The sequence below is a fragment of the uncultured Flavobacterium sp. genome (assembly GCF_963925415.1).
Classification (GTDB): domain Bacteria; phylum Bacteroidota; class Bacteroidia; order Flavobacteriales; family Flavobacteriaceae; genus Flavobacterium.
Window position 1 is genome coordinate 1 of record NZ_CAWUTS010000134.1, and the last position, 21735, is coordinate 21735.

Genomic DNA, 21735 nt, shown 5'->3' on the forward strand with positions numbered 1-21735 from the left:
TTCGGGCTTCATGACCATCGATAAATTAAAAACCAATAAAATAACACTTCCAATATAACCTAAGGAAAACCCTTTTGCACTTAATTTGTCTTGCTGTTCTGGAAAAGCTATATCGGGTAAATACGAATTATAAAAAACCAAGCTTCCCCAAAAACCAACTAATCCAAAGAAGAAACAAAAAATTCCAAAAGTTAAATTTTCTAATGTAAAAAAGGATAAGCCAATACATGATAATGCGCCTAAATAACAAAAAAATTGCATAAATCTTTTTTTATTTCCTGCAAAATCTGCAATCCCAGAAAGCAATGGTGAAATAAGTGCAACTACTAAAAAAGCAAAAGCGGTCACAAGGATTATTAAGGCTGTTTTTTTTATATTATATCCAAAAACAAGAACAGTAGATATTCCTTTTAATTTAAACAAAGCGCCATAATATATAGGAAATATGGCTGAAGAAATAACTAAATTATAAACCGAATTTGCCCAATCATAAAAAGCCCAAGCCGTGCCTAGTTTTGTGTTTCCTTTTTCTAAAATTTTCATACTGTATATTAAAAAAGTCCCATTAAAATGAGACTTCGAATATACATTTTTATATTGAACTATTTAAAAGTAACACCAAATTTAGCTGCTTCTAAAATTGCTTGTGGAACTAAAGCTGATAAATTTTGAATTCGACTTGCGTTACTGGGGTGTGTACTTAATATTTCTGATGGTTCATTACCGTTTGAGTTTTGAGACATACGCTCCCATACCTGTACGGCATTAGAAGGATGATAACCCGCAATTGCCATTAAATATATACCTATCATATCTGCTTCGCTTTCATGAGAACGACTAAAAGGCAACATGCCACCTAATTGTGAACCGATGCCATAAGCCTGCATTATCAAAGATTGCGTTTGTGGGTCTTTATTACCTACCGCTACCGCTAAACCTACTTGGCCAACTTGTTGAAACATTCCTGCACTCATTCGTTGTTGTCCGTGATTTGCTAAAGCATGAGCAACTTCATGACCCATAACAGCTGCTATGCCAGCATCATCTTTACAAACCGGTAAAATTCCTGTGTAAAAAACAATTTTACCCCCTGGCATACACCAGGCATTAATGGATGCATCATCTACTAAATTATATTCCCATTTGTAATCTTTTAAATATCCTGCATTGCCATTAGCTACTAAATAACGCTCTGCTGCTGTTTTAATTTTCATGCCAATTGATTCTATTCTTTTTGCATCAATAGTGCCTTTAACTACTTTGTTTTCTGTTAAAAATTGATCGTATTGTTGAAAGGCAGTTGGAAAAATTTCACTATTTGGAACAAATGCCATTGTTTTTTTTCCTGTAAAAGGATTTTTTGCACAAGCAACTAACAATAAAAACACAAGTGCTAAACTTATTTTAACTTTATTATTCATAATTTTTTTTATAATACAAATTTACTTCAAAAATTAGTATGCAATAACAATGCCTAAAACTTATTTACTCATTTATCGACAAAGGGTTCAAAAAGTACTTTAAATATTATAAATTTGCACTTCTTAATAATTCACAATGACACAGATTTCTTCTAAAAAAAACAAAGCAATCGAAATTCCTAAAATGATTATTTATACAGGTAAAATTTTACAGTTCTTATCCTCAAGTTTAACTGTAAAATTTGTTGTAAAACTATTTACAACACCTATAAAATATAAGGCGCCAAAAAGAGAATTTGAAATGAAAAAAAACAGCATTCAAGAGCTGTTTATGATACCTGCCTTAAATAAAAAAATTAACGTGTATCATTATGGTAAAGGAGAAAAAAAAGCATTAATAGTCCATGGATGGTCTGGAAGAGGAACTCAAATGTATAAAATAGCAGATGCTTTAATTGATAAAGGCTACAGCGTTTTAAGTTTTGATGCTCCTGCACACGGAAAGTCAGAAAGTAAAACGTCATTAATGCCCGAATTTATGAAGTCTATATTGGAATTAGATAAAAAATTTGGCCCATTTGAAGTTACTATTGGGCATTCTATTGGTGGCGTAGCTATTTTAAATGCTTCAAAAAGAGGTTTTAAAACAAATAAAATAATTACTATTGGTGCTGCTGATAAAATATCAGATATAGCAATAGAGTTTATAAAACAGTTGCAATTAAAGCAAAGTATAACACCAAAATTAATTCATTATTTTGAAAGTACATTAAATCAAAAAATGAGCGATTACGACTCATTTCATGCCATACAAAATTTAGAATGTCCTTTATTATTAATTCATGATAAAAATGATGATGAAGTGCCATTTTATTGTGCCGAAAACATTCATAAACATTCAAAAAACAGTGTTTTATTTGCTACGAATCATTTAGGACATCGAAAAATACTAGCCAGTGAAGTTGTAATTAATGAAATCTTGCGCTTTTTAAATTAATTTGAATGCGCTTTCATCTCTTCTGCTTTAATTTTCCAAATCGCAATTAATTTTTCTAAATTTATGGGCTCTTTTGCTTGTTGCATGGCTAATGTATGATTTTCAAAAGCAGTTAATAGTATACTTTCGATATTAAAATCCTCTATATTTGTATAGGGCTTGTATTCTTTTTTTAGATTTATTTCAAATAGTTTAGCTGTGCTGTTTGACCAAAAGGCCTTCCAACCGCTTTTTAAATCTTTTATCAATTCAAAAGTAGTCATTCCGGTTTGTCTGTTGATTAACTTGACTAATATTTGTCCTTCTTTTCGAGATAATTTTTTTAATTTAGCTTCAAATTCATGTGTTAAATATTTTTCAACTATTTTAAAATATTTCTTTTTTTCTTTATCCGTTTTTAGCGTAGCCATTACTCCATTCATAGCAACTAATTTTTCAGAAGCTAATTTGGCAAATGGATAAGTTCTGTATACTCTTCGTTTTAAAATGGCCAATCTTTTTTGTTCTTCTGTTAACGTAAAAGAGCCTTTATTGGTCAAAATAATCTCATCCAATTCAATTTTAAACCTGATGGTATCCGTTGTGGTAACAATTGAATCTATTTCTTGTGCAAAAGAACAATAAAATAAAAAAACAGATATGGTGGTTATTATTTTTTTCATATGAATATTATTTGTTTTGGTTGAATCAAATAACAGACCAAAAATAAAGAATAAATGTGAAATTTAATTTAGTTATTCTTAATTTAGCAAAAAAAACTTTATGAATTCAACTTCTATATTAAACAAAGCTTCGCTAACTTTTTTAGAAAAATACTTAAACAATGCATCTCCAACTGGTTACGAATCTGAAGGTCAAAAGATTTGGATGGACTATTTAAAGCCTTATGTAGATACTTTTACTACTGATACCTATGGTACGGCTGTTGGAATCATTAATCCAGATGCTCAATATAAAGTAGTTATTGAAGGTCATTCTGATGAAATTTCTTGGTATGTAAATTACATTACAGATGATGGTTTTATTTATGTAATCAGAAATGGAGGAAGTGATCATATGATTGCACCATCAAAACGTGTTCATATTCATACCAAAAAAGGAATTGTTAAAGGTGTATTTGGCTGGCCAGCCATTCACACCCGAAATAAATCTAAAGAAGAACCAGCTCGTATTGATAATATTTTTATTGATTGTGGATGCGAAACTAAAGAGCAAGTAGAAGCTCTAGGAGTGCATGTAGGCTGTGTAATTACCTATCCTGATGGTTTTGAAATACTAAATGAAAACAAATTTATTTGTCGTGCTATAGATAACAGAATGGGTGGTTTTATGATTGCAGAAGTGGCTCGATTATTAAAAGAAAATAAAAAAACACTACCATTTGGTTTATATATTGTAAATTCAGTTCAAGAAGAAATTGGTCTTCGTGGTGCCGAAATGATTACTCAAAGCATTAAACCAAATGTTGCTATTGTTACTGATGTTTGTCACGATACCAATACACCTATGATTGATAAAAAAATAGAAGGTGATTTAAAAATGGGCAAAGGGCCTGTTATTGCTTACGCACCAGCTACGCAAAATATTTTGCGCGAGATGATTGTGGATACTGCAGTTGCTAATAGCATTCCTTTTCAAAGAAATGCTTCATCTCGTGTTACAGGAACCGATACTGATGCTTTTGCTTACAGTAATGGTGGTGTGGCTTCTGCATTGATTTCGTTACCCCTACGCTATATGCATACAACTGTTGAAATGGTTCATAGAGAAGATGTAGAAAACGTAATTAAATTGATTTATGAAACTTTGTTAAAAATAGAAAACAATGAGTCTTTTTCTTATTTTAAATAATCAAAATCATGTTAATTTACTATCAAAAATCCGAATCTTTATTCGGATTTTTTTGTTTTAATAAAACCAAACTGTAACAATTAAAAAAAAGTATTGTCTTTATAATAGATGAATTTAATATCCAAATTGAAAAATCATAATTCTGAAATAGCGATTTTGTTGCAGCAATGCAAAGAAAATAATCAAAAAGCACAACTAAAACTTTATAACATGTATTATAAAGCGATGTTTAATGTGGCTATCCGAATTATTAATGATAAAACATTGGCGGAAGAAATAATGCAGGATAGCTTTTTAAAAGCTTTTATGAAATTAGATTCTTATAGTGGCAATGTGTCTTTTGGTGCTTGGTTAAAAAAAATAGTGATAAATACGAGTATTAATGAATTTAAAAAATTAAACACATATCAATTTGATAGTTTAAATGAAGTAGCTGAAATAATAGAAACGAATGAAAATGAAGCGGTTTTATGGAACAAATTGAAAGCTGAAGAAATAATCAAAACTATGCAAAGTTTAAAAAACAGTTATAAAATCATATTAACTCTATCTTTTATTGAAGGATACGATTTAGAAGAAATTTCAACGATTTTAAATATTTCTAATGAGAATTGTAGAACAACAATGAGTAGAGCTAAGGCAAGTTTGAGAAAAAAATTAAATGCTTATGAAAAATAATATAGATCAAATTTTTAAAAACCATTTGAATTGGGATTTAGATGAACCAAATAGTGGACATAAAAATCGTTTTTTGTTAAAACTTAAAACTCAAAAACCAAAAAAAAATAAGCAATTATGGATTTCTTTATCTATAGCTGCTGCTCTAATTTTCGGTTTTGGAATTATGTTTTTCAATACTTTTAATTTGGATTCAGAAGTTGAATTATCGCTACAAGTTCAGCAAAATCAAGACTATTTTTCATCGGTAATTAATTCTGAATTAAAAAATTTAAAAAAAAATAAAAACCCTCAAACAATAATTATTATCGAAGATGCTCTAAAAGAAATGGAAGTACTTGAAAAAGATTATGAAGACTTAAAAAAAGAAGTCGAAAAAAATGGTGAAAACAAGCAAATTATTTTTGCTATGATAACCAATATGCAAACCCGAATTTCTTTCATTAAAAACGTGTTCATTCAAGTTGAACAAATTAATAAAATTAAAACTAATAAACATGAACAAATTATTTAAAATAATTTCACTATTTCTACTAATTCCGCTGTTTGTATTAGCTTCAGAAAGAAATATCGATTTTAATAAACAGAAAATCATATCAAAAACTTATGATGTTAACTCTAATGCATCTATTAAAGTTTCGAACTCCTATGGCAATGTAAATGTGTATTTGTGGGATGAAAATAAAATTTCTATTCAAGTAACTATTAAAGTTTCAGGAAACAATGAAAAAAAAGTTGTTGAGAGATTAAATGAAATTGATGTTCTTTTTAAAGCATCTTCAAATCGTATTTCTGCAATAACCGAGATAAACGGAAAAAGTACACAAAGAAAAAATAACTTAAGCTATGAAATTAATTATATCATAAAAATTCCTAAAAACGGAAATGCCGATTTAACTAATAAATACGGAGATATTTCAATAGAAAAACTTAACGGAGACCTTACAGTCGATTGTAAATATGGAAATTTATTTTTAGGAGAATTAAATGGAAAATCAAATAATCTTAAAGTTTCTTATTCACAAAACTCAATCATTAAGAGTATTGACAAATTAAATTTAAATAGTCAATATTCAGATTTAGAAATTCCAAAATGCAATCAAATTAATATAGACGGAAATTACAATACATTCAATTTTCAATCTATTGGAGATCTCAACTTAACATCTAACTATACAAATGTAAAAGCCTTAATTATTTTAAAATCTATAATTATTGGAAACTATCTAAACTTAAAATTAGGGAAAATTGGAAATTTAACAACTATAAAAACCAATTATAGTGACATTCAAATGGAAGCAGATAATAATACAAAATTAATTTCTATTGTAGGAAATCATACTAATTCTAAAATTACAGGTCCACCCAATTATGCATTTGATATTCAATTGGAATTAAAATACGGCTCATTTAAAGATGCTTTTGGAATTAATTATACTGACAAGTATATAAAAAATACTTTAAAATCTTTAAAAGGTTATCACTTAAATGAGGGTAAATCTAAAATAGAGATTATAAATAACTTTGGAAATATTCAACTTTTAACTAAATAAATTATGAAAAAAATTGCATTAGCTTTAGCACTATTAAGTGTTTCATTTGCCCAAGCGCAAATTTGGAAAAAACAAATTAAAGAATCTGGTATTCAAACGAGTGTTACAAAAACAACCACTTCATATGATAAAATTAGTGTCAGTGGATCGTTTAAAGTAGAATTAGTTGCTGGAAAAGAAGGAAACATAACTATTAAAGGCGATGAAAATATAATTTCTCATATAGAAGCAGAAGTTAAAAACAACACCTTAAACATTCACTTAAAAAAGAATAAAACTTATTCTTACACATCAGACATTATAATTACAGTGCCTTTTGAAAAAATTAGCGCTCTTATATATATTGGCTCTGGAGAACTTAAAACCATAAACACCATTAACACAACTGATCTTGAGGTAAAGTTTTTAGGTTCTGGTAAGGTTGATCTTGATATCAATACAGAAAACTTAACAATAGATTTAACAGGCTCCAGAGTTTTAAATATTTCAGGTAAAACTAAAGAATTAAATGGAAAACTTATAGGATCTGGCACATTAAATCTTTCAAATTTAACAACTCAAAACGCAAAAATTAATCTTACGGGCTCTGGCAATATAAAAGTTGATTGTACCAACACATTAATTGCTAAAGTAATTGGAAGTGGTTTAATTGAATACAAAAAAAATCCTAAAGTGACTGAAAAATCTATTATAGGTTCGGGAGATATCTCTGAATATTAAACTAGTATTTAAAAGAAAGCTCCAATTATAAATTGGAGCTTTCTTTATTTTATTTGTTTTGTAAATAAATCAAAACATTTTGTTCTATGCGTTCGTGTATATTTGAAATGTCTGCTTTTACGAATTTTTCAGCCATAATTTTTTCGTATAATTCAATATATCGATCAGATACTGTTTCAATATATGCGTCTGTCATTTCTGGAATTTGTTGCCCGTTTTTTCCTTGAAAACCATTGGCAATTAACCACTGACGAACAAATTCTTTAGATAATTGTTTTTGAGCTTCTCCTCTATCTTGACGATCTTGATAGCCTTCTGTATAAAAATACCGAGAAGAATCTGGTGTATGAATTTCGTCTATCAATACAATTTGACCGTCTATCGTTTTTCCAAATTCGTATTTTGTATCTACTAAAATTAAACCTCTAGAAGCGGCAATTTCTGTTCCTCTTTCAAATAAAGCTTTGGTGTATTGTTCCAAAATAAGATAATCTGCTTCACTCACAATTTTATTTGACAAAATATCTTCACGAGAAATATCTTCATCATGTGCACCATTGTCAGCTTTTGTTGAAGGTGTAATTATAGGTTCGGGTAATTTATCATTTTCTTTTAGTCCTTCAGATAAAGCAACACCACAAAGCGTTCTTTTTCCTTCAGCATATTCTCTAGCGGCATGCCCCGCTAAGTAACCACGAATAACCATTTCTACTTTAAAAGGCTCACATAAATACCCCACAGCAACGCTAGGGTCTGGTGTCGCTAATAACCAATTAGGAACAATATCAGAGGTTAACTCCATAAATTTTGTAGCAATTTGGTTTAAAATTTGACCTTTATATGGAATACCTTTTGGTAAAACCACATCAAAAGCCGAAAGTCTATCTGTAGCAACCATAACTAATAAGTCATCATTGATGTTATAAACCTCCCTAACTTTTCCGTGGTAAACTGATTTTTGTTTTGGAAAATTAAATTGGGTAGTAGTTATTGTGTTCATTAAAAGTAATCTTTTATTTATTGAGCAAAAGTAATCTTAATTCACTTATTTTCAAAGAGATTTTTTTTATTACAAAATCTTCTTTTTAACCACAAAATTAAAAATACGATACCCTAAAAGTCTTCTCAAATATTTTATGCAATTTGCATCAAAACCAATTGTATATTTTCTATAACTTTTGTTTGGGTTTTCTGCAATAGTATACAGTTTTTCTAAAATATGATCTAATAAATGTATGTTTTTACATGTTTTTTTTTCTAAAAAAGCATTAATTTTATTCATCATAATGTTGTAATGCTTAATTTCAGAAATCTGAGATTTAACAACATTTTTTTGAAAATCTGTAGGTACATTTCCAAATTGAACCGTACACACACTGATGTTAAAATCAGACAATTCGTATGACATGCATTCAGAAAAGCTTTCTACTGCTTGTTTAGTTGAATGATAAAAACTTCCTAACGGTAGGTTTACCAAACCTGCAACAGATGTAATATTAATAAATTGACCGTAATTTTGAGTCCTAAAAGTTGGAATAAATGCCCTGCAAATTTTGATTACTCCTAACAAATTAACATTGATTATAGAATCTATTTCTTTATCGCAAGAAAGTTCTACAAAACTTCTATATCCTTTTCCTGCATTGTTAATTATTACATCAATAGTTTTGTATTCTTTTAAAATCTCGTTTTTAGCCTTTTCTATGCTTTCAAAAGAAGTTACATCTATAATGTAGTATTTTATATTTGAATGTGTCTCGAAACCCTCAATTAGGTCTAAATGATGAATAGTGGCAATAACAAGCCAGCCTCTTTTTGCAAATAGTAAAGATGTTAAGTTTCCTAAACCTCCTGATGCACCAGTTATTAGAACCGTTTTCAATGTTTTTTGAATTATTATATTTCGCAAAATACAATAAATTATTGAAAACTGTCATTTTAAGTAATTCTTATAGGAAATAATTATTTTTTGTAGCTTTATTCTCGTTATTTTATTAATCTATGTTCTCTATACTTTTATATGCTTCAATTACTTTTTTGACCAATTTGTGTCGTACAATATCTTTATCGTCTAAAAATATAATTCCTATACCTTCAACATCTTTTAATATCAAAACAGCTTCTCTTAAACCTGATATTGTTCGTCTTGGCAAATCTACTTGCCCAGGATCTCCTGTAATAATGAATTTAGCGTTTTTTCCCATTCGAGTCAAAAACATCTTCATTTGATTGTGGGTTGTGTTTTGGGCTTCATCTAAAATAACAAAAGCATGATCTAATGTTCGGCCCCTCATAAAAGCTAATGGTGCAATTTGAATAATACCTTTTAACATGTAATCTTCTAGGGTTTGAGGAGGCAACATGTCACGCAATGCGTCATACAATGGCTGCATATAGGGATCTAATTTTTCTTTCATGTCTCCTGGCAAAAACCCCAAGTTTTCTCCTGCTTCAACTGCGGGTCTGGTTAAAATTATGCGTTTTACTTGCTTCTCTTTTAACGCTTTAACAGCCATAGCAACTCCTGTATAGGTTTTTCCAGTACCGGCCGGACCTATAGCAAAAACCATATCATTTTTATTTACTAAATCAACTAATTTTTGCTGATTAGGCGTCATGGCTTTTATTAATTTTCCACCAATTCCATGCACCAAAATTTTATCTTTATTATCCATAACCTGCAATTCTTGTGAATCACTTTCAAGAACACGAAGTATAACATTGTCATCAATTCTATTATATCTAGAAAAATGCTGCATTAATCTTCTAAAACGGGTTTCAAATTCATTTAAAACCTCTTCTTCTCCGTAGGCTTTTAAAATAGTACCTCTTGCAACTATTTTAAGTTTTGGATAATATTTTTTAATAGATTCAAAATTAGCATCTTGTGTTCCCCAAAAGTCTTTTGGTGCTATGTCGATTAATTCAATAATTCTTTCGTTCAATGGCTTATATTTTTAGATTATTTTTGATACATTAAATTTCATTAACTTTGTATTCAAATTTAAGAAAAAAAATAAACTTATTATAATTTAAGTTATAAACAATAATATGTCAATAATTACCCTAACTTCTGATTTTGGATACAAAGACCATTTTGTAGGAGCTTTAAAAGGGAAAATATTATCTCAATTTTTAGAAGCTAAAATTGTAGATATTTCTCATGAAATTGATTATTTCAATATCTTTGAAGCAAGTTACGTTATTGGTGCTGCTTATCATAGTTTTCCAAAAAACACCGTGCATATAATTTGTGTAAATACAGAACGAACTGAAGGAGTTGAGCACATAATTATGCAATGGGAAGATCAATATTTTATTGCGGCAGATAACGGCATTTTAAATGCATTACTGCATAAAAAAAAAGCACAAAAAATAGCAGAAATTAACATACATGACCGCTTAACAGACGCTTCTGACATGAACGTTTTTGCAACCGCCGCTAGTCATATAGCAAAAGGTGGAGTCGTTAATGTAATAGCAAAAGAAATAACAACGTTAAGAGATATAAATACTTTTCAAGTTGTTGTCAGCGAATCGTTAGAAGAAATAAAAGGAAGTGTTATTTATATTGATAGTTTTGGTAACTGTGTTACTAACATTACTAGAAAAATATTTAGCGAAATTGTAAAAAATAGAAATTTTGAAATAAAATTTAAAAATAAAAGCATTAAACGAATAAGCAATCGATATTCTGATTTTAAATATTCGACAACTAAAACATTAAAAGATTTTGAAGGTGAATATTTAGCTGTTTTTAATGAGGCTGGGTATTTAGAAATTGCTATTTACAATGGAAACCCCTCAACTGTTGGATCTGCCACTTCATTATTGGGATTAAAATTTAGAGATGTTGTTTCAATAAAATTTAAATAAGCTTTTACTTTTACCAAAAAAACAAAAAAAACATGTTTGTACGAATTGTAAAAATGCGTTTCCAAGAAAATAAAATAGATGCATTTCTTAAAAACTTTGAAGAGGTGAAAGTTCACATTCGAAATTTTGAAGGAAATTGTTTTCTTGAATTATATCAAGATAAAAATGATCCTCGTATTTTTTTTACATATAGTTATTGGGAAAACGAAACTGCTTTAAATAATTACAGAAATTCAGAACTGTTTGGTTCTGTGTGGAAATTTACCAAATCGTTATTTAGCGATAAGGCAGAAGCATGGAGTTTAGACAAACTAGTTTCACTACCATGAGTGTCATTTTTTAAACGACATTCGTACATTTGTAACCATAAAAAATAAACGATTAAAAATAAATGAAAGCATTACTTATAAGAGAAATAAAATCTTTTTTTGGCACACCTATTGGTTATTTAGTTATCGCATTATTTTTGGTGCTAAACGGCCTTTTTTTATGGGTTTTTGAAGGAGATTTTAACATTCCAAATTCAGGGTTTGCAGATATGAGTCCTTTTTTTAAATTAGCTCCTTGGATTTTAATATTTTTAATTCCTGCTGTAACTATGCGTAGTTTTTCAGATGAAATAAAACAAGGAACTATTGAGTTACTGTTCACCAAACCATTATCGCTTTTGGAAATTGTAAACGGAAAATTTTTTGGTGCTTTTCTATTGATTATTATAGCAATTATTCCTACGCTATTATATGTATTTCTAATTTCTTATTTTGGAAATCCACAAGGTAATATTGATTTAGGAAGTACCATGGGCTCTTATTTTGGGCTCTTATTTTTAATGGCATCGTACACCGCTATTGGCATATTTACTTCTACTTTATCTGAAAACCAAATTGTTGCCTTTATTGGTTCTGTTTTTCTATGTTTCTTTTTTTATTTTGGTTTTGAAGGAATTTCAAATTTCATGGTTGAATTTCATGATTTAGTTGCTTCTTTTGGAATGGATTATCATTTTAAAAGCATGAGTCGTGGTGTAATTGATACACGCGATGTTTTATATTTTGGTAGCCTTACTATTTTATTTTTAGCAGCAACAGTTTATCAACTTAAATCATTAAAAAAATAATGGCAGCAAATCATAAAAACAATAGTAAACAATTCTTGATACTTGTTGGGTTGTTACTGGCTATAAACATTTTTGGAAATTATTTTTTTAAACGATTTGATTTAACTAAAGACAAACGATATACTTTGTCAAAAGCTACTCTAAACATTATAAAACCTATCGATTCTCCATTGTACATTGATGTATATTTAGATGGTAATTTTCCTGCAGAATTTAAAAGACTTCAAAACGAAACCAAACAACTATTAGAAGAATTTAAGGCTTATAACCCTAATATTATTTTTCAATTTGAAAACCCTGTTGATAAAGAAGAGAACCGGGTTGCAATCATGAAGAGTTTCTATGAACGTGGCATGATGCCTTTAAACATAACTGTTGAGGATAAAGGAAAACAATCACAAGAAGTTGTTTGGCCATGGGCAATTGCTCGTTATGGAGATAAAACTACAAAAATTTCATTACTAAAAAACCTAATGGGTACCACTACTGAGCAAAAAGTAATCAGTTCCGTTCAGCATTTAGAATTTGCCTTTGCAGATGCTTTGCATAAAATATCAAAAGAAAAACAAAAGAAAATTGCAATTTTAAAAGGTAATGGAGAACTAGAAGATCAATATATAGCCGACTTTTTAAAAACAGTAAGAGAAAGTTATTTTGTTGGAAAATTCACATTAGATTCTGTGGCAAATAAACCGCTAGAAACCTTAGACGAAATTCAAAAATATGATTTAGTTATTCTAGCAAAACCTACAGAAGCTTTTTCTGATCAAGAAAAACAAGTTTTAGATCAATTTATTATAAGCGGAGGAAAAACACTGTGGATGATTGATGCCGTTAAAGCTGATATGGATAGCTTGTATACTCAGCCTTATATACTAGCCTATCCTTTAGATTTAAATTTAACCGATCAGTTGTTTCAGTATGGCATACGTGTAAACGGTCAATTAATCAAAGACGAACAGGCTACTACTATAAAACTAGCAACTGGAAATGAAGGAAGTCAAACACAATATCAAGAGTTTATATGGCGTTTTTCACCTTTTATTTATACTACTTCTAACAACCCTATAGTTAAAAACATGGAAGGCATAAAATTTGATTTTGCCAATCCTATTGAACTTTTAAAAAATGATATTAAAAAAACGGTCTTGCTTTCAAGCTCTCAATATTCTAAACCCATTGGAACACCAGTTCCTATAAGTTTAGATATCGTTACCGAAAAAACAAAGCCAACAGATTATCCAAATGGTGGCTTATTACCTGTAGCCGTTTTATTAGAAGGAAAATTTAAATCCGTTTATAAAAATAGAGTACTGCCAATTAAGGATCCAAAATTTAGGGATACAAACTTAAATTCTAAAATGATCTTTATTTCTGACGGTGATGTTATTAAAAACCAATTGGATAAAAATGGCTATCCGATGGAGCTTGGTTTTGATAAATTTACCAATCAGCTTTACGGTAATAAAGAGTTTTTATTAAACTGTGTCAACTACTTGTTAGATGATAATGGATTAATAAACATTAGGAGTAAAGATGTAGATATACCTTTATTAGATAAAGAAAAAGTTTATGAAAACTATGCATTTGCACAATGGATAAGTATTGGATTACCTTTATTAATTTTAGGCGTTTTTGGATTCATTTTTACTTATTTAAGAAAACGAAAATACGCTAACTAATCAATTATAATCAAAAAATCTATTGCTATTGAATTTTGAAAAAAGATTGTAATTTCAAAATTTAAAATTATATTTGTAAACCATGATTTCAATATGGATTTTTAAAAACAAAAGAAGATGAATTTTATAGTATCAAGCTCTTATTTATTAAAGCAATTACAAGTTTTAGGCAGCGTTATTAACAACAGTAATACATTGCCTATTTTAGATAATTTTTTATTTGAATTAGATAATAATTCACTAAAAGTTTCTGCCTCAGATTTAGAAACCACCATGACAGCTACTTTAGAAATTGATTCAAAAAGTGTTGGAAGTGTTGCCTTACCAGCAAAATTGTTACTAGAAACCTTAAAAACTTTTCCTGAGCAACCCTTAACTTTTACTGTTGAAGCGAACAACACAGTAGAAATAAGTTCCAATTCAGGTAAATATGCACTAGCTTATGCACCAGGAGATGAATTTCCAAAATTATTAGCTTTAGAGGATCCTTCAACTACACTTATACCTGCTGATGTTCTATCTACTGCAATCAACAAAACAATTTTTGCAGCTGGAAATGATGATTTAAGACCCGTAATGAGCGGTGTGTTTTTTCAATTTTCACCACAAAGTTTAATATTTGTTGCTACTGATGCTCATAAATTAGTTAAGTATGCTAGAACAGATGTGGTAGCAACTCAAGTGGCCGATTTTATTATGCCAAAAAAACCTTTGAACATTTTAAAAGGAATTTTAGGCGCTACAAATGAAGATGTAAAAATTGAATACAATGATTCAAATGCTACATTTTCATTAGAAAATTACATTTTAATGTGCCGATTAATTGACGGAAAATACCCAAATTATGAAGCTGTTATTCCAAAAGAAAATCCAAATAAATTAATTATCAATAGAGTTCAATTTTTAAACTCTGTTCGACGTGTGGCTATTTTTGCTAATAAAACTACCCACCAAATTAGATTAAAAATTGCGGGTACTGAATTAAATATTTCTGCTGAAGACATTGATTACTCAAACAAAGCAGATGAGCGCTTAACCTGTGATTATCATGGAGATGACATTCAAATAGGGTTTAACTCTAGATTTTTATTGGAAATGTTAACAAACCTTACATCAGATGAGATTCAATTGGAAATGTCAATGCCAAATCGTGCAGGTATATTAACACCTATTGACGGTTTAGATTCAGGTGAAACAGTAACTATGCTGGTTATGCCTGTTATGTTGAACAACTAAAAAAAATAAAAATACTAAAAAAGCCATAAATCAATTGATCTATGGCTTTTTTTTGTTTCTAAATAAAAAATGCAGACCTATAAGCCGGATTCTGTCTCCGTAAACGGAGCCTTATCATTTATCTTGATTACGCATTGCTACGCAATTCTAGCTGTCTACCCTTCAACATCGAACGAGAAGCCCTTATCCTAACGAATTAGGAGGAGTTGATATACTTGACATTTCACCGCATAGAGTTTACCTGGTTTCACTACAGCATTATCTGTACATACTTTCTGTTGCACTTGTCCTTTTTCGAATAAACGAAACGACGGGTGTTACCCGCTATGCATCTCTTTGGTGTCCGGACTTTCCTCCCTTTTAATAAATTAAAAAGACGATAAGGCGGTCTGCACTGCAAATGTACTTATATTAAACTATAAATTTTTAAAAGACCCGTTCTATTTAAGTTGAAACCAGTACGATAAACTATTTTCGTATTCTTCAAACTTTGTTTATACAGCTTTTCCATGTATAATTTAAAATTTCATTATAAGTATTGTTGTTACTCCCATCATCGATAACGATCAACTCTTAATTATTAAAGTCTTGATTTAATTCAGAATCTATAGCCCTCTTTATCAATTCGAATAGAGTATTATAATCCATCATTACAACTGAAACATTATTTTTAAAATGCATAAAATTAATTCTATAAAAACACATCATAATTAAACATAATTATTTTAAAACTTTGTGAAATTAAGTTAAAATCTAGATTTATTATATTGAATAATTTAAAACTTAGAAATTAAAATATTAAATTATATATTTGTTAAACATTACAACCCTATGGAACAATTTATAGTATCAGCACGAAAATATCGTCCACAAACATTTAAGGATGTTGTAGGACAAAAAGCTATTACTAATACGCTTCTTAATGCCATAGAAAACAATCATTTAGCACAAGCGCTTCTTTTTACAGGTCCCAGAGGTGTTGGTAAAACTACATGTGCACGAATACTTGCTCGAAAAATAAATCAAGAAGGATATGATGATCCACTTGAAGACTTTTCATTTAATGTCTTTGAATTAGATGCGGCATCAAATAATAGTGTTGATGATATTAGAAATATTATTGACCAAGTTAGAATACCTCCACAAACCGGAAAATATAAAGTATATATTGTAGATGAGGTTCATATGCTTTCATCTGCAGCCTTTAATGCATTTTTAAAAACGCTAGAAGAGCCACCAAAACATGCCATTTTTATTTTGGCAACGACCGAAAAACATAAAATAATACCTACCATATTATCGCGGTGTCAAATTTTTGATTTCAAGCGAATTACCATTAGCGATGCTAAAGAACATTTAAAAGAAATTGCAACTGAGCAAGGTGTAACTTTTGAAGATGATGCTTTACATGTTATTGCTCAAAAAGCAGATGGAGCCATGCGAGATGCTCTTTCTATTTTTGATAGAGTTGTTTCATATTGTGGTACGCATTTAACCCGACAAGCCGTTTATGAAAACCTAAACGTTCTAGATTATGAATACTATATAAATATTACCGATTTAATTTTAGAGAATAACATACCTGATTTACTATTAGCTTATGATACTATTTTAGCTAAAGGATTTGATGGTCATCATTTTATAGCGGGTTTAGCGTCTCATTTTAGAGACTTATTGGTTTGTCAAAACCCAGCTACTCTTGTTTTATTAGATTCTGGAGAACAAGCAAAAGATTTATATGCTGCACAATCTCAAAAAGCAACACAAGACTTTTTATTAAAAGGAATTGATTTTGCTAATTCAACCGACTTGAATTATAAAATAAGTCAAAATCAACGCTTATTGGTTGAATTATGTTTGATGCAACTCGCCTCTATCACTTTTGATGGCGAAAAAAAAAAGTATGATGCATATATAATTCCTGCTTCACATTATAAAAACAATACCTATTCCATTACTGAAGTTAAAAAAGTGGTAAATACCCAACTGGCAAAAGCTAGTAATAAGGTTACAGAAGAACTTGTTAAGCTTACAGAAGCCCCCAATTTAATAGCCAAAAACAGCTCAGAAGTTGAACAAAAGACTGCTACAACAGATTCTATTATTGAACTCAAAAACAAACCTTTTTTACCTTCTGATAGTAGTAAGCTTGAAACAATAATTTCAAACAAACCCAGCGTTTCAGTTTTATCATTAGCAGGCTTACGTGCCAAAAAAGAATTGGAAGCCAAACAAAACCAACATTTAAAACACCAAGTAGAATTGCCTGCAGAAACTTTTTCTGAAACAGATATGCTTTTGTTATGGAATAAATTTGCACAACGCTTATCAGATTCAGGTAAAAAATTAATGTCTACTTATATGTTAATGAATACACCTGATTTAAATGGTACAAGTATATTTTTAGAATTACCAAACGAAAGCACAAAAGAAGAATTTTTATCTGGATATGGTGATTTATTGGGTTATTTACGAGGAAAATTGCATAATCATGACATCCAAATTTATGTAAATGTAAATGAAAGTGTTGAAAAAAAATATGCTTTTACACCCGAAGATAAATACGAGCGTTTAAAAGAAATTAATCCAGCTATTGAACTTTTGAGAATGACCTTTGAATTGGATGTTTAATTTAAAACTGCTTATTGTATTGTAATTTATTTACTAAACCGCACAATTTTATATCCTTCCATAATACATAGCCTTAACAATACCGTCTGACAGTCCTATTTTAGGCACATAAATTTGTCTTGCACCGCTCCATTTCATTGCATTTAGATAAATACGAATTGCTGGTATTATAACATCGGCTCTGTCAGGGTTTAAAGCTAATTCAGAGATGCGTTGTTCATAGCTCATCGCATTAAGCAATTGATATTGAGTACTTAAATAGACATAAGACAGAGGTGAATCTTGATTTTTTTCTGATAATTTAAATAACTTATTAATATTTCCTCCAGAACCTATTAATGCAATACCTTCATAATCTGCGGTTACAGTTTTAATCCATTTTTCAATTTCCTCCCAAACAGCATCATCAACCATATTGTTTAATAATCGAACTGTGCCGTTTTTAAAAGATTTTGAAACTATAATTTTACCTTCAACAAATAATGAAAATTCGGTACTACCACCTCCTACGTCAACATATAGATAGGTTTTTTCTGAATTAATAAATTGTTTCAAATCGGATGCTGCAATAATTGCCGCTTCCATTTTTCCGTCAATAATATCTATTTTTATATCAGCTTCCTCTTTAATAAAAGCAACAATTTCTTTTGCATTCTGAGCTTCTCGTAGTGCCGAGGTCGCACAAACTTTATACTGCTCAACTTTATGCACCTTCATCAACAATTTAAACGCTTTTAAGGCATCTAACATTCGATCTATATTTTCTTGTGAAATTGATCCTAGTGTAAAAGCATCTTGGCCTAATCGTATAGGAACCCTAACTAAAGCACTTTTATTAAATTGTGTTTGTTTGTCTTTTTGTTCTACAATATTTGTAACTAAAAGTCGCATCGCATTTGATCCAATATCAATTGCAGCAAATTTTTTTATATTTATCATCAGCAATTTTACAATTTATCTCTATAATACTTATACATTTCTAACTGAGCTCTAAAAGGTTTTTCTCCTTCTGAATTTCGATATTTATTTTCAAACGTTTCATTGTGTAATCGCGATTTCACATTGGCTTTCCAATATATTTCAAAAATCTCTATTAATTCGTTTTTAATTTCTGGATCATAAATAGGACAGGTAACTTCAACTCTACCGTCAAGATTACGAGTCATAAAATCAGCAGAAGAAATATATACTAAAGGATTTTGATCATTACAAAAGATATACGTTCTAGAATGTTCCAAATAATTATCAACTATACTGATGGCTTCAATGTTTTCACTCATGTCTTTTATTCCAGGAATAAGTGAACAAATTCCTCGTATTATCAACTCAATTTTTACTCCGCCTCTACTTGCCTCATATAGTTTATCAATCATTTTGGTGTCTGATAAACTGTTCATTTTTAATTTAATATAAGCCTTTTTTCCTAATAAAGCATTGCGTATCTCATTATCTATTAGCTTATAAAATCGTGTACGGGTATAATGTGGAGAAACGATTAAGTGCTTATAGCGATGAATTCGATAATTTACATCAAAAAAGCTAAATATTTTATTGGCGTCTTTAAGTATTTTTTGGTTATAGGTAAAAAGGGTGTTGTCGGTATAAAAACGTGACGTTATTTCGTTAAAGTTTCCTGACGATATAAAACCATAAAGTTTAATTTTATCTTTTTCTTTGCGTTCTATAACACAAATTTTACTGTGCACTTTTAGTCCTTTTATACCAAAAATTAATTGAATACCTTCGGTTTGCATTTGTTCAGAGTACTTAATATTACTTACCTCATCAAAACGAGCTTGTAGTTCGATTTGAACAATTACTTTTTTGCCATTTCTGGCGGCATTAATCAATGAATTTATAATTTGTGAATTTCTTGCCAAACGATATAACGTAATTTTTATAGACACTACTTTAGGATCTAAAGCAGCCTCTCTTAAAAAACGAATCAAATAAGAAAATGACTGATAAGGTGTGTTTAACAAATAATCTTTTTCTTTTATTTTAGTCAAAATACTTCCTTCTAAATCTAAACCTGGAATAGGTAAAGGATCGTTTTGCTTGTATAACAAATCATATCTTCCCAAATTAGGAAAATCCATGTAATCTCTTCTGTTGTGGTATCTCCCTCCAGGAATTACACTGTCAGATCTGTCAATTTTTATGCGTTGTAATAAAAAGTTTAAGGTGTCTTGATCAATGTCTTGATCATACACAAACCGAACAGGCTCTCCTACTCTACGTTCTTTAACAGAATCTGATATTTTTTCGAGTAAACTTTTAGACAAATCACTATCAAATTCCAATTGTGCATCACGTGTAATTTTAATCATATGAGCTGAAATAGATTCATAATCAAAAACATTAAAAATACTGTGCAGGTTAAAACGAATTACATCGTCTAATAAAATGATGTGTTTTTTTTCATTAAAAGAAGGCAAAACCACAAAACGGTTAATTGTTTTGGGCATTTCTAGAATAGCATATTGAATTTCTTTTTTGTCAGAAACTTTAAAATTATTGTTTGATTTCATTGTTAGTTTAACCGCCAAATAACCCGATGTATCAATAAGTAAAGGAAATTCTTCTAAATCATTTAACATAATAGTCAATAAAGCAGGGCTTACTTTTTGAATAAAAAAATCTTTAATAAAAATTTCTTGATCTTTAGTTAATTGATTTTCATTGATGATATAAATATTTTCTTTTTCTAATTTTTCTTCAATGTCATTTAATATTGTCAAACTTTTTGATTGATCTTCAATTACAATTTCAACAATATCTTTGAGTAATTTTTCTGCAGAAATACCCCCTAAAATTTTTTCTGTGTTTTTATGCTCTACATTCAATCTGCGAATAGCGGCATATCTAACTCTAAAAAATTCATCTAAATTATTTGAAAAAATTCCTAAAAAACGCAGTCGATCAAGAAGCGGCACTGATTCATCGGCTGCTTCTTGAAGTACTCGTGCATTAAATGTTAACCAACTTTTTTCGCGATCAACATATGTATTTTTTATCTGATTGTCTGTCATTATTTTAAATCTCTAGGGAATATAGTCTTTATAATAACTCCTTTTTTTGTTGAAAATGTATCTAATTCTTCAAATTGAATTATCACAACACCACAAGTCGGTACATTAGCAATGTAATAATCACCATATTTATTTACAAAATCGGTAATCGCGTTGTTATGACCAAAAATTATTAAATTTTCAACATTATTTTTCTTAATTACTTTTTCAAGTTCAATAGTATTAAAGGTATACAATTCTTTTTTAAACCGAATAGAATCAAATTGTACCCTGTTTAATTCTGAAAATATTTTAGCTGTTTGAGTCGTTCTGTTTGATGTACTGCTTAAAATTATTGAAGAAGGTGTTAAAAAACTTGAAACATCAGCAAACACCAAGTTGGCATCTTTAACCCCGCGAGATGATAAAGATCTATCGTGATCTTTAACGCCCTCTTTCCAAGTAGATTTTGCGTGTCTTATTAATGTTATTATCATTTTTTTAAGGTGCTAATCGTTCTGTATTCCATACTGATTTTTTATTAATATAATATCTAATTCTATCGTGTAATCGATTTGGTCGACCTTGCCAAAATTCTATTGAAATAGGTTTTATAATAAATCCTCCCCAGTTTTCGGGCCTGGTAATTTCTTTTCCTTCTAATGATGATTTAAGTACTTTTAAATTTTCTTCTAAAAAAAATCTATTAGGTATAATTTGACTTTGTGGCGAAACAATGGCCCCTAATTTACTACCCTCGGGTCGTGAGTCAAAGTATTTATTTGATGTGGTTGCATTTGTTTTTTCTGCAACACCTTTTATAATTACTTGGCGTTCAATTGACGGCCAAAAAAACGACAAGCATACATTTGGGTTTTTTAGTATAGACTTTCCTTTTTCTGAATCATAATTGGTATAAAAAACAAAACCTTCGTCATTGAAGCTTTTTAACAAAACGACTC

General features: G+C 29.6%; 22 protein-coding genes and 1 other RNA gene. 12 read left to right on the plus strand and 11 right to left on the minus strand.

Translation table 11 applies throughout. The features are described from left to right. On the minus strand, positions 1 to 543 hold a 543-nt coding region (locus AABM47_RS10370), incomplete at its 3' end, for an MFS transporter (protein ID WP_338410852.1). A gap of 59 nt (positions 544 to 602) precedes the next feature. Continuing rightward, the gene (locus AABM47_RS10375; protein WP_338410853.1) at positions 603 to 1421 is read right to left on the minus strand and encodes a M48 family metallopeptidase; all 819 of its coding nucleotides are present in this window, start codon (positions 1419 to 1421) and stop codon (positions 603 to 605) included. 136 nt (positions 1422 to 1557) lie between these two features. On the opposite strand from AABM47_RS10375, the gene AABM47_RS10380 reads away from it, so the two are divergent. Then, positions 1558 to 2418, plus strand: a complete 861-nt coding sequence (locus AABM47_RS10380; RefSeq protein WP_338410854.1) for an alpha/beta hydrolase — start codon at positions 1558 to 1560, stop codon at positions 2416 to 2418. On the opposite strand, the gene AABM47_RS10385 is transcribed toward AABM47_RS10380, so the two are convergent. Further along, on the minus strand, positions 2415 to 3080 hold the full coding sequence (locus tag AABM47_RS10385) for a DUF4294 domain-containing protein (protein ID WP_338410855.1): 666 nt from the start codon (positions 3078 to 3080) through the stop codon (positions 2415 to 2417). The two genes, AABM47_RS10380 and AABM47_RS10385, sit on opposite strands and share 4 nt — an antisense overlap. 100 nt (positions 3081 to 3180) lie before the next feature. Here AABM47_RS10385 and AABM47_RS10390 point away from each other — a divergent pair, with 100 nt between their 5' ends. From AABM47_RS10390 to AABM47_RS10410, 5 genes are all read left to right on the plus strand, one after another. Continuing rightward, positions 3181 to 4269, plus strand: coding sequence for a M42 family metallopeptidase (locus tag AABM47_RS10390; RefSeq protein WP_338410856.1), 1089 nt, complete (start codon positions 3181 to 3183; stop codon positions 4267 to 4269). Between the two features lie 126 nt (positions 4270 to 4395). Further along, positions 4396 to 4947, plus strand: a complete 552-nt coding sequence (locus tag AABM47_RS10395) for an RNA polymerase sigma factor (RefSeq protein ID WP_338410857.1) — start codon at positions 4396 to 4398, stop codon at positions 4945 to 4947. Then, a complete protein-coding gene (locus tag AABM47_RS10400) occupies positions 4937 to 5461 on the plus strand; it encodes a hypothetical protein (RefSeq protein WP_338410858.1) in 525 nt (174 codons plus the stop codon). Before AABM47_RS10395 ends, AABM47_RS10400 begins: the two co-directional genes overlap by 11 nt. Continuing rightward, the gene (locus AABM47_RS10405; RefSeq protein ID WP_338410859.1) at positions 5445 to 6500 is read left to right on the plus strand and encodes a hypothetical protein; all 1056 of its coding nucleotides are present in this window, start codon (positions 5445 to 5447) and stop codon (positions 6498 to 6500) included. The genes AABM47_RS10400 and AABM47_RS10405 overlap by 17 nt, the downstream gene beginning before the upstream one ends. A 3-nt stretch (positions 6501 to 6503) precedes the next feature. Further along, a complete protein-coding gene (locus tag AABM47_RS10410) occupies positions 6504 to 7220 on the plus strand; it encodes a head GIN domain-containing protein (RefSeq protein ID WP_338410860.1) in 717 nt (238 codons plus the stop codon). A gap of 49 nt (positions 7221 to 7269) precedes the next feature. Here AABM47_RS10410 and AABM47_RS10415 read toward each other — a convergent pair whose 3' ends face one another. From AABM47_RS10415 to AABM47_RS10425, 3 genes are all read right to left on the minus strand, one after another. Next, positions 7270 to 8220, minus strand: a complete 951-nt coding sequence (locus AABM47_RS10415) for a phosphoribosylaminoimidazolesuccinocarboxamide synthase (protein ID WP_338410861.1) — start codon at positions 8218 to 8220, stop codon at positions 7270 to 7272. 69 nt (positions 8221 to 8289) lie between these two features. Further along, positions 8290 to 9102, minus strand: coding sequence for an SDR family NAD(P)-dependent oxidoreductase (locus AABM47_RS10420; RefSeq protein ID WP_338410862.1), 813 nt, complete (start codon positions 9100 to 9102; stop codon positions 8290 to 8292). A 112-nt stretch (positions 9103 to 9214) separates the two neighbouring features. Then, positions 9215 to 10165 carry a PhoH family protein gene (locus AABM47_RS10425; RefSeq protein ID WP_338410863.1) on the minus strand — a complete coding sequence of 317 codons (951 nt, stop codon included), beginning with the start codon at positions 10163 to 10165 and terminating at the stop codon, positions 9215 to 9217. A gap of 106 nt (positions 10166 to 10271) precedes the next feature. On the opposite strand from AABM47_RS10425, the gene AABM47_RS10430 reads away from it, so the two are divergent. The 5 genes from AABM47_RS10430 to dnaN all read left to right on the plus strand — a co-directional run bounded on the left by AABM47_RS10430 (position 10272) and on the right by dnaN (position 15131). Then, the gene (locus AABM47_RS10430) at positions 10272 to 11096 is read left to right on the plus strand and encodes an SAM-dependent chlorinase/fluorinase (protein ID WP_338410864.1); all 825 of its coding nucleotides are present in this window, start codon (positions 10272 to 10274) and stop codon (positions 11094 to 11096) included. Positions 11097 to 11128: 32 nt separating this feature from the next. Next, the gene (locus AABM47_RS10435; RefSeq protein ID WP_338410865.1) at positions 11129 to 11425 is read left to right on the plus strand and encodes an antibiotic biosynthesis monooxygenase family protein; all 297 of its coding nucleotides are present in this window, start codon (positions 11129 to 11131) and stop codon (positions 11423 to 11425) included. Between the two features lie 62 nt (positions 11426 to 11487). Then, a complete protein-coding gene (gene gldF / locus AABM47_RS10440; protein ID WP_338410866.1) occupies positions 11488 to 12213 on the plus strand; it encodes a gliding motility-associated ABC transporter permease subunit GldF in 726 nt (241 codons plus the stop codon). Then, on the plus strand, positions 12213 to 13895 hold the full coding sequence (gene gldG / locus AABM47_RS10445) for a gliding motility-associated ABC transporter substrate-binding protein GldG (RefSeq protein WP_338410867.1): 1683 nt from the start codon (positions 12213 to 12215) through the stop codon (positions 13893 to 13895). Before gldF ends, gldG begins: the two co-directional genes overlap by 1 nt. Positions 13896 to 14012: 117 nt before the next feature. Then, the gene (gene dnaN / locus AABM47_RS10450) at positions 14013 to 15131 is read left to right on the plus strand and encodes a DNA polymerase III subunit beta (RefSeq protein ID WP_338410868.1); all 1119 of its coding nucleotides are present in this window, start codon (positions 14013 to 14015) and stop codon (positions 15129 to 15131) included. 64 nt (positions 15132 to 15195) lie between these two features. On the opposite strand, the gene rnpB is transcribed toward dnaN, so the two are convergent. Next, an RNA gene (gene rnpB, locus AABM47_RS10455) (RNase P RNA component class A) lies at positions 15196 to 15527 on the minus strand. A 435-nt stretch (positions 15528 to 15962) separates the two neighbouring features. On the opposite strand from rnpB, the gene AABM47_RS10460 reads away from it, so the two are divergent. Beyond that, positions 15963 to 17762, plus strand: coding sequence for a DNA polymerase III subunit gamma/tau (locus AABM47_RS10460; protein ID WP_338410869.1), 1800 nt, complete (start codon positions 15963 to 15965; stop codon positions 17760 to 17762). Positions 17763 to 17810: 48 nt separating this feature from the next. On the opposite strand, the gene AABM47_RS10465 is transcribed toward AABM47_RS10460, so the two are convergent. The 4 genes from AABM47_RS10465 to pdxH form a co-directional block, all read right to left on the minus strand. Next, entirely contained in the window at positions 17811 to 18701 is an 891-nt protein-coding gene (locus tag AABM47_RS10465; protein WP_338410870.1) for an exopolyphosphatase, read from the minus strand. Between the two features lie 8 nt (positions 18702 to 18709). Continuing rightward, on the minus strand, positions 18710 to 20794 hold the full coding sequence (gene ppk1 / locus AABM47_RS10470; protein WP_338410871.1) for a polyphosphate kinase 1: 2085 nt from the start codon (positions 20792 to 20794) through the stop codon (positions 18710 to 18712). Continuing rightward, a complete protein-coding gene (locus tag AABM47_RS10475; protein WP_338410872.1) occupies positions 20794 to 21270 on the minus strand; it encodes a phosphoglycerate mutase family protein in 477 nt (158 codons plus the stop codon). Before AABM47_RS10475 ends, ppk1 begins: the two co-directional genes overlap by 1 nt. 4 nt (positions 21271 to 21274) lie before the next feature. Next, on the minus strand, positions 21275 to 21735 hold a 461-nt coding region (gene pdxH, locus AABM47_RS10480; RefSeq protein ID WP_338410873.1), incomplete at its 5' end, for a pyridoxamine 5'-phosphate oxidase.